Annotated in this window: 7 protein-coding genes; 3 read left to right on the forward strand and 4 right to left on the reverse strand. The window is 67.4% G+C overall.

Going from position 1 to position 7,388, the window contains the following annotated elements:
* Positions 1-80 precede the first annotated feature (80 nt).
* From EON91_RS00845 to thrS, 3 genes are all read left to right on the forward strand, one after another.
* Positions 81-908, forward strand: a complete 828-nt coding sequence (locus EON91_RS00845; protein ID WP_292090939.1) for a tetratricopeptide repeat protein — start codon at positions 81-83, stop codon at positions 906-908.
* Between the two features lie 43 nt (positions 909-951).
* On the forward strand, positions 952-1,437 hold the full coding sequence (locus tag EON91_RS00850) for an iron-sulfur cluster assembly scaffold protein (RefSeq protein ID WP_292090941.1): 486 nt from the start codon (positions 952-954) through the stop codon (positions 1,435-1,437).
* A 77-nt stretch (positions 1,438-1,514) separates the two neighbouring features.
* Positions 1,515-3,719 (forward strand): threonine--tRNA ligase, encoded by a 2,205-nt coding sequence (thrS, locus tag EON91_RS00855; protein WP_292090942.1) that lies wholly within the window; start codon positions 1,515-1,517, stop codon positions 3,717-3,719.
* A 13-nt stretch (positions 3,720-3,732) separates the two neighbouring features.
* On the opposite strand, the gene EON91_RS00860 is transcribed toward thrS, so the two are convergent.
* The 4 genes from EON91_RS00860 to EON91_RS00875 all read right to left on the reverse strand — a co-directional run.
* Positions 3,733-4,257 carry a hypothetical protein gene (locus tag EON91_RS00860; RefSeq protein ID WP_292090943.1) on the reverse strand — a complete coding sequence of 175 codons (525 nt, stop codon included), beginning with the start codon at positions 4,255-4,257 and terminating at the stop codon, positions 3,733-3,735.
* A gap of 78 nt (positions 4,258-4,335) precedes the next feature.
* Positions 4,336-5,733 (reverse strand): dihydrolipoyl dehydrogenase, encoded by a 1,398-nt coding sequence (gene lpdA, locus EON91_RS00865; RefSeq protein ID WP_292090945.1) that lies wholly within the window; start codon positions 5,731-5,733, stop codon positions 4,336-4,338.
* Entirely contained in the window at positions 5,730-6,005 is a 276-nt protein-coding gene (locus EON91_RS00870; RefSeq protein ID WP_292090946.1) for a hypothetical protein, read from the reverse strand. The genes lpdA and EON91_RS00870 overlap by 4 nt, the downstream gene beginning before the upstream one ends.
* Positions 6,005-7,388, reverse strand: a 1,384-nt coding sequence (locus EON91_RS00875; protein WP_292090947.1) for a dihydrolipoamide acetyltransferase family protein, incomplete at its 5' end; no start/stop codon positions are given. The genes EON91_RS00870 and EON91_RS00875, both read right to left, overlap by 1 nt.

Raw genomic sequence — 7,388 nt, forward strand, 5'->3', positions numbered from 1 at the left:
CGATTAACCAATGCTTGACGCAGACCGGCGACCCTGACGGCCACGAAATGGGCTCGCCAGAGACCGGTCCGGATACCTCCATGTCGCGCACGACCGCCTGCATCGCAACCACCGCCGCGATTCTGATGGGCCTGGCCGCGCCCGCACGAGCGGCCGATCCTGCGCCCGTCGCTACGCCGTCAGTTCGCCAGCCGGCCTCGGCCGAACAGCGCACGCTGTACGAACGGATGGACCCGCTGGCCCGCTCGGTCTTCTGGAGCACCGAGGTCGAGATCAATCCGGCCGACAGCATCGCCGGGGTCAAGCTGTCCCAGGCCCTGCGTGACCTGGGCCGTCACGATCAGGCCGCCGAGGCCGCCCAGCGCGTGCTGATCGCGGCACCCACCAACATCGACGCCCTGCTGGAGCTGGGCCGCGCCCACATCGCCCGGGGCCAGGCCTTCTATGGCGTCGCCCCACTGGAACAGGCCCGCGCCCAGGCGCCGAACGACTGGCGGCCGCTGTCCCTGCTGGGCGTCGCCTACAAACAGGTGCGCCGCGACGACGACGCCCGCGCCGCCTGGGCCGAGGGTCTGCGCGTCGCGCCCGACAATCCGACCCTGCTGACCAACGCCGCCATGGCCTTGGCCACCGACGGCAACGCGGCCGGGGCCGAAACCCTGCTGCGCCGCGCCGTGGCCCAGCCGGGCGCCACGCTGCAGACCCGTCAGAACCTGGCCCTGGTGCTGGGCCTGCAGGGCAAGACGGCCGAGGCCGAACAGATGCTGCGCCGCGACCTGCCGCCCGAACTGGCAGATCAGAACCTGGCCTGGCTGCGCGCGCGCACCACGCCCGGCCAGACCGCGGCCGTCGATGCGCCGCCCACCTCGCCCACCGCCCGCACCTGGTCGTCGTTGCAGGGCGGCTGAGCCCACCCTTCTCGCCGGGCGTCGAAACGCCTATCTTCATCCCATGATCGACGAGCTTTACAGCACGCGCATCCTGACGCTGGCGGCCAATCTGCCGCACAGCGGCCGCCTGCCTGCGCCGCTGGTCAGCGAAAAGGGGGGCACCGCCGAGCGCGTCGCCAAACTGTGCGGATCGAAAGCCATCGTCGATGTCGTGCTGGACGCCGACGGCCGAATCGCCGACTTCGCCCAGACGGTAAAGGCCTGCGCCCTGGGCCAGGCGGCGGCTGGCGTGCTGGGCGAGGCCGTCATCGGCGCCTCGATCCCCGAGCTTGAGGCCGCGCGCGACGCCATGCTGGCCATGCTGAAATCCGGCGGCGAGGGCCCGGCCGGGCGTTTCGAGAGCCTGCGCGTGCTGAAACAGGTCGCCGACTATCCCGCCCGCCACGCCTCGACCATGGTCGCCATCGAGGCGACGCTGGAGGCCGCGCGTCAGGCGCTGTCCAAACACCACAGCGACACACGAACTCGTCTCGCCGGCGCGGCCTGAGGGCCCGTCCGGTTGATCCCCCCGGCCATAGGGGGGATAAGCGGCCAACCCTCAACATGCCCCCGGCGAAGGGACGTATGTCTCTCTATGAACGCGGCGTGCGGCTGGCCCATCGGGGCTACAAGCTGACGCTGTCCCCCTTTTTCGGCCAGTCGTGCCGATATCTGCCGACCTGTTCGGACTATGGGCGCGACGCCCTGCTCCAGCACGGCCCGGTCAGGGGGGGATGGCTCACCGTGCGCCGGCTCTGTAAATGCCATCCCTTCGGTGGTTCGGGTTACGATCCCGTCCCGCCCCGCGAGACCGCCCCGCGAGACCGCCCCGGCGGCGAACGCGATAGAAAAGCCAAAGACGAAACGATGATCGAACTGAAATTTCCCGACGGCGCCGTGCGCCAGTACCCGGCCGGCTCGACGGGTCGCGACGTGGCCGCCGCCATCTCGCCCTCGCTGGCCAAGAAGGCGGCCTTGGTCGTCTGGAACGGCGAGCAGCGCGACCTCGACCGTGTCATCGACGGCGACGGCGATTTCCGTCTGCTGATGCGCGACGATCCCGAGGCGCTGGAGACCATCCGCCACGACGCCGCCCACGTTCTGGCCCAGGCGGTGCAGGAACTGTTCCCCGGCACCCAGGTCACCATCGGCCCGTCGATCGAGGACGGCTTCTATTACGACTTCGCCCGCGACGAACCCTTCTCGACCGAGGACTTCCCCAGGATCGAGAAGAAGATGGCCGAGATCATCGATCGCGGCGCCCCGCTGGAGCGTCAGGTCTGGGATCGCGACGAGGCCATCAGACATTTCGAGAGCGTCGGCGAAACCTACAAGGCCGAACTGATCCGCGACCTGCCGGGCACGGAGACGATCACCGTCTACAAGCAGGGCGACTGGGCCGACCTGTGCCGGGGACCGCACTTCCCGACCACGAAATTCGTCGGCAAGGCCTTCAAACTGACCAAGCTGGCCGGCGCCTACTGGCGCGGCGATTCCAGCCGCGCCCAGCTTCAGCGCATCTACGGCACCGCCTGGGCCTCGAAAGAGGATCTGGACGCCTATCTGCTGCGTATCGAAGAGGCCGAGAAGCGCGACCACCGCAAGCTGGGCCGCGCGATGGAGCTCTTCCACATGCAGGAAGAGGGCCGCGGCATGGTCTTCTGGCACCCCAAGGGCTGGGTGCTGTGGCAGGTGATTGAGGCCTATATGCGCCGCCGCCTGACGGCCGCCGGCTATGTCGAGGTCAAGACGCCCCAGGTTCTGGACCGCAAATTCTGGGAGGCCTCGGGCCACTGGGAAAAGTACCGCCCCAATATGTTCGTCTGCGAGACGGTCGAGGGCGAGACCCTGTCTCTCAAGCCGATGAACTGCCCCGGCCACGTCCAGATCTTCGACCACGGCCAGCGCTCGTATCGCGAACTGCCGCTGCGCATGGCCGAGTTCGGCGCCTGCCACCGCTATGAACCGTCCGGCTCCCTGCACGGTCTGATGCGGGTGCGCGGCTTTACGCAGGACGACGCCCACATCTTCTGCCGCGAGGACCAGATCGTCGACGAGACGCGCCGCTTCGTCGAACTGGCTCGCAGCGTCCACGGCGACCTGGGCATGGAGACGGCCTACATCAACCTGGCCACCCGCCCCGAAATCCGCGCCGGCTCGGACGAGTTCTGGGACAAGGCCGAGGCCATGCTGCTGGAAGCCTCGCGCGCGGCGGGTGTCGAGCCTGTCATCGCCGAGGGTGACGGCGCCTTCTACGCGCCCAAGCTGGACTTCATCGTCAAGGACGCCATCGGTCGTGAATGGACCTGCGGCACGCTGCAGCTGGACTATGTCCTGCCGGATCGCCTGGGCGCCGAATACGTCGGCGAGGACGGCCAGAAGCACCGCCCCGTCATGCTGCACCGGGCCATCCTGGGCAGCTTCGAGCGCTTCATCGGCATCATGATCGAGAACTACGCCGGGGCCTTCCCCCTGTGGCTGGCCCCGACGCAGGCGGTGGTGGCGACCATCACCTCCGACGCCTCGGACTACGCCGAAGAGGTCGCGGCCAAATTCCGCGCCGCGGGCCTGCGGGTCGAGACCGACCTGCGCAACGAGAAGATCAACTACAAGGTTCGCGAACACTCGGTCGGCAAGGTCCCCGCCATCGCCGTCGTCGGCCGCAACGAGGCCGAGGAAGGCAGGGTCGCCATCCGCCGCCTGGGCTCCCAGGCCCAGACCATCGTCACGGTAGAAGAAGCCATCGCCATGCTGACGGAAGAAGCCACCCCGCCGGATCTGCGGGGCTGATCAGGACGATGGGCTAGCAGTCGATATCGGTCGAATAGCCCATCGCTTCCACCCACGCCTTCAGGCGGGCGTAGTCGAATTCCAGGTCCTGGACCTTCGCCCCTCTTGGGAGCGGTGCTGAAATATGGGGATCGGCGCGTATACCCGTGCAGCAGAAGCAGACCTGAAACTCACCGATCACCCGGTCGCTGGCGTCGTAGTAGCGAACGAAGTGGTGTGGAATGAAGCAGGCGGCTGCGTAGCCCAGCTCGCGATCGTAGTTGGCCAGTCGCAGGGTGGCCTCGAATGCCGACCTTTGATCAGCGGTCAGCATTTGACCCTTCGGCCTGACATATTCGTCTGCGCCCGCCCTTACCTCGGCGAAGGGGCGCGCCACGAATAGCCTGACCGTCTTGGCTTCAGGATACGGCGTGACAGGCAGGGCCGAGATCAACTTCTGCTCGGCCCTTTCGACCGGCTCAGCCTCTCGCGAGGTGCGTTCCGCGGGCTGGCACGCCGCGACGGCCGCCAGCAGGACGATCAGAACCCATTTCCGCATCGGCTATCCTCACCCCTGAACGGCGCGACGCGCCTCCGCACGCACAGGTAGAGGGAGCCCCCGCCGAACAGTCAAGGTTCAGATGTGGATGGCGTGCCCCAAGGCCCTCAGGCTGGCCTCGTGGAAGGCTTCGCCCAGGGTTGGGTGGACGTGGATGGTGCCGGCGACATCTTCCAGCACCGCACCCATCTCCAGCATCTGGGCGAAGCTGTTGGACAGTTCGCTGACATGCTGGCCGACGGCCTGGATGCCCAGCAGGCGGTGATCCGATTTCGACGCCAGCACCCGCACGAAGCCGCCGTCCTCGCTCGCCTCGATCGCCAGCGCTCGGCCGATGGCGGCGAAGGGGAAGACGGCCTGGATAACGTCGTCGCGGCCCTGGACGTCCTGCGGCCCCAGACCGGCCGAGACGATCTCAGGCTCGGTGAAGCAGACGGCGGCGATGGTGGTCGGGTCGAACACGCGGTCGTGGCCCGCCAGGATTTCGGCCACCACCTCGCCCTGGGCGCTGCCCTTGTGCGCCAGCATCGGCTCGCCGGTCAGATCGCCGACGGCCCAGACGTTCTTCATCGAGGTGGCGCAGCGGTTGTCGATCTTCACGAACGGCCCGGCCATGGCCACGCCCATGTTCTCCAGACCCCAGCCCTTAGTGCGCGGGCGGCGGCCGACGGTGACCAGCACCTTGTCGGCGGCGATCTGGATCGGCTTGCCGTCCCTGGTCGTGACCGACAGCTTGCCCTTCTCGAAGCCCCCGGCGCGCGCACCGAGGTGCAACTCGACGCCGTGACGCTCCAGCCATTTGGCGACCGGGTCAGTCAGGGCCTTGTCATAGAGCGGCAGCAGGCGGTCGGCCATTTCCACGATGGCGACCTGGGCCCCCAGCTTGCGGAAGGCGATGCCCAGCTCCAGCCCGATATAGCCGCCGCCGACGACCACCAGCCTCTTCGGCACCTCCGGCAGGCTCAGCGCCTCGGTCGACGAAATCACGTCGCCGCCGAACGGCAGGAAGGGCAGTTCGACCGGCTCGGACCCGGTGGCCAGGATGACGTGTTCGGCGGTGATGACGATGTCGCCGTCGTCGGTCTTCACCGTGCAGGTCTTGGCGTCCGAGAACTCGGCCCAGCCCTTGATGACCTTGACCTTGGCCTTCTTCAGCAGGGCCGCGACCCCGGCGTTCAGCTTCCTGACGATGCCGTCCTTCCATTCGATCGTCTTGGACAGGTCGATGGCCGGGGCGGAAGCCGTGATGCCCAGCGTGCCGTCGCCGGCGGCCTTGGCCACCGTCTCATACTTGCCCGCCGCGTGGATGATGGCCTTGGACGGAATGCAGCCGACGTTCAGGCAGGTGCCGCCCAGCCCATCGCCCCCGTCCACCAGAATAGTCTCGAGGCCCAACTGGCCACAACGGATCCCCGCGACATAGCCGCCGGTCCCCGCGCCGATGATCAGGACTTTGGTCTTCAGGGTCTGGGTCATTCAGCTACATCAAGTTGGGGTTTCTTCGACTTTTTGAAACCAGCCTTAATTGCGAAGGCGCCAGCTACGGCGGCGAGGGTCGCCAGCGGACCGAGAATGGGATTGGCATTTGCGCCAAGGCTGACGGCAAGACCAATCATACCAGCCGCGATGATTGTCGAAGCAATCCAGACGCCTTTCCAGGATTGAACCAAGGCGCCCGCTAGAATGCTGGGAACGAGGCGTATTGGGTCCAGCAGGCAAGCTAGGAACACAATGAGGACGGTGTCCATCAGTTGCCCATCCACAACGTCGCCGGATGCTCCAGCAGGCCCTTGATGCGCTGCACGAAGACCGCCGCGTCATGCCCGTCGACGATCCGGTGATCGAAGCTGGACGACAGGTTCATCATCTTGCGCACGACCATCTGGCCGTCCTTGACCACCACGCGTTCGGCGATCTTGTTCGGGCCGACGATGGCGACCTCGGGGTGGTTGATGATCGGGGTATGGACCACGCCGCCCAGCGTCCCCAGCGAGGTGATGGTGATGGTCGAGCCGGACAGCTCTTCCCGCTTGGCGCTGCCGTCCTTGGCCGCGCCGGACACCCGCGCGATCTCCTGCGCCGTGTCATAGGGATCGCGCGCCTCGGCGTGGCGGACCACCGGCACCATCAGGCCGTTCGGCGTCTGGGCCGCGATGCCCAGATGCACGGCGGCGTGCGTCGTCAGCATCCCGGCCTCGTCGTCATAATGGCTGTTGATCGTCGGCTGGTCGCGCAGGGCCACCACGATCGCGCGGGCGATGAAGGGCAGGACGTTCAGCTTGGGCTGGTCCTTGGCCTTGGTCGCGTTCAGGTGCGCCCGCAGTTCTTCCAGCGCCGTCATGTCGATTTCCTCGACATAGGTGATGTGCGGGATGCGACGCACGCTCTCGGCCATCTTCTCCGCGATCTTGCGGCGCAGGCCGATGATGCGGGTCTCGGTCACGCGCTCGGCGCGGGCGTAGGTCGAACCGGTCAAGGCAGGCGTGCCGCCCGCGCTGCCGCCGCGCGCGACGAAGGCGTCCAGGTCGGCGTGCTCAATCCGGCCCGCCGGGCCTGATCCGGCGACATAGATCAGATCCACGCCCAGATCGCGGGCGCGGTTGCGCACGGCGGGTGAGGCCAGGGCACGCTCGCCCGGCTGGCGGCCGGTGACGGCGGGAACGGGGCGCTGAGAGCCCTCCCCCTTTATGGGGGAGGGTTGGGTGGGGGTGACGGCGGGAGATGCTTTCGCGGAAGCGTTCGATACGGACGCGGCATCACCCCCAACCCCGGCCCTTCCCCCATCAAGGGGGAAGGGAGAGGAGGCAGGAACGACATTGCCCTTGCCCTCGACCTTGAAGCTGACCAGCGGTCCGCCGACCGGGACCTGCTGTCCAGCCTCCCCGTGCAGGGCGACGACCACGCCCGCGACGGGGCTGGTGATCTCGACCGTGGCCTTGTCGGTCATGATGTCGGCGATGATCTGGTCTTCCTCGACCGCGTCACCGACCTTGACGTGCCAGCCGACCAGTTCGGCCTCGGCCGTGCCCTCGCCCACGTCGGGCAGTTTGAAAACGTGGTTGGCGCTACCTGAGCCCTCCCCCTTGATGGGGGAGGGCTCAGGTAGCGCCAACCACGTTTTCAAACTGCCC

Source organism: Brevundimonas sp., assembly GCF_004210735.1.
Taxonomy (GTDB): Bacteria; Pseudomonadota; Alphaproteobacteria; order Caulobacterales; family Caulobacteraceae; genus Brevundimonas.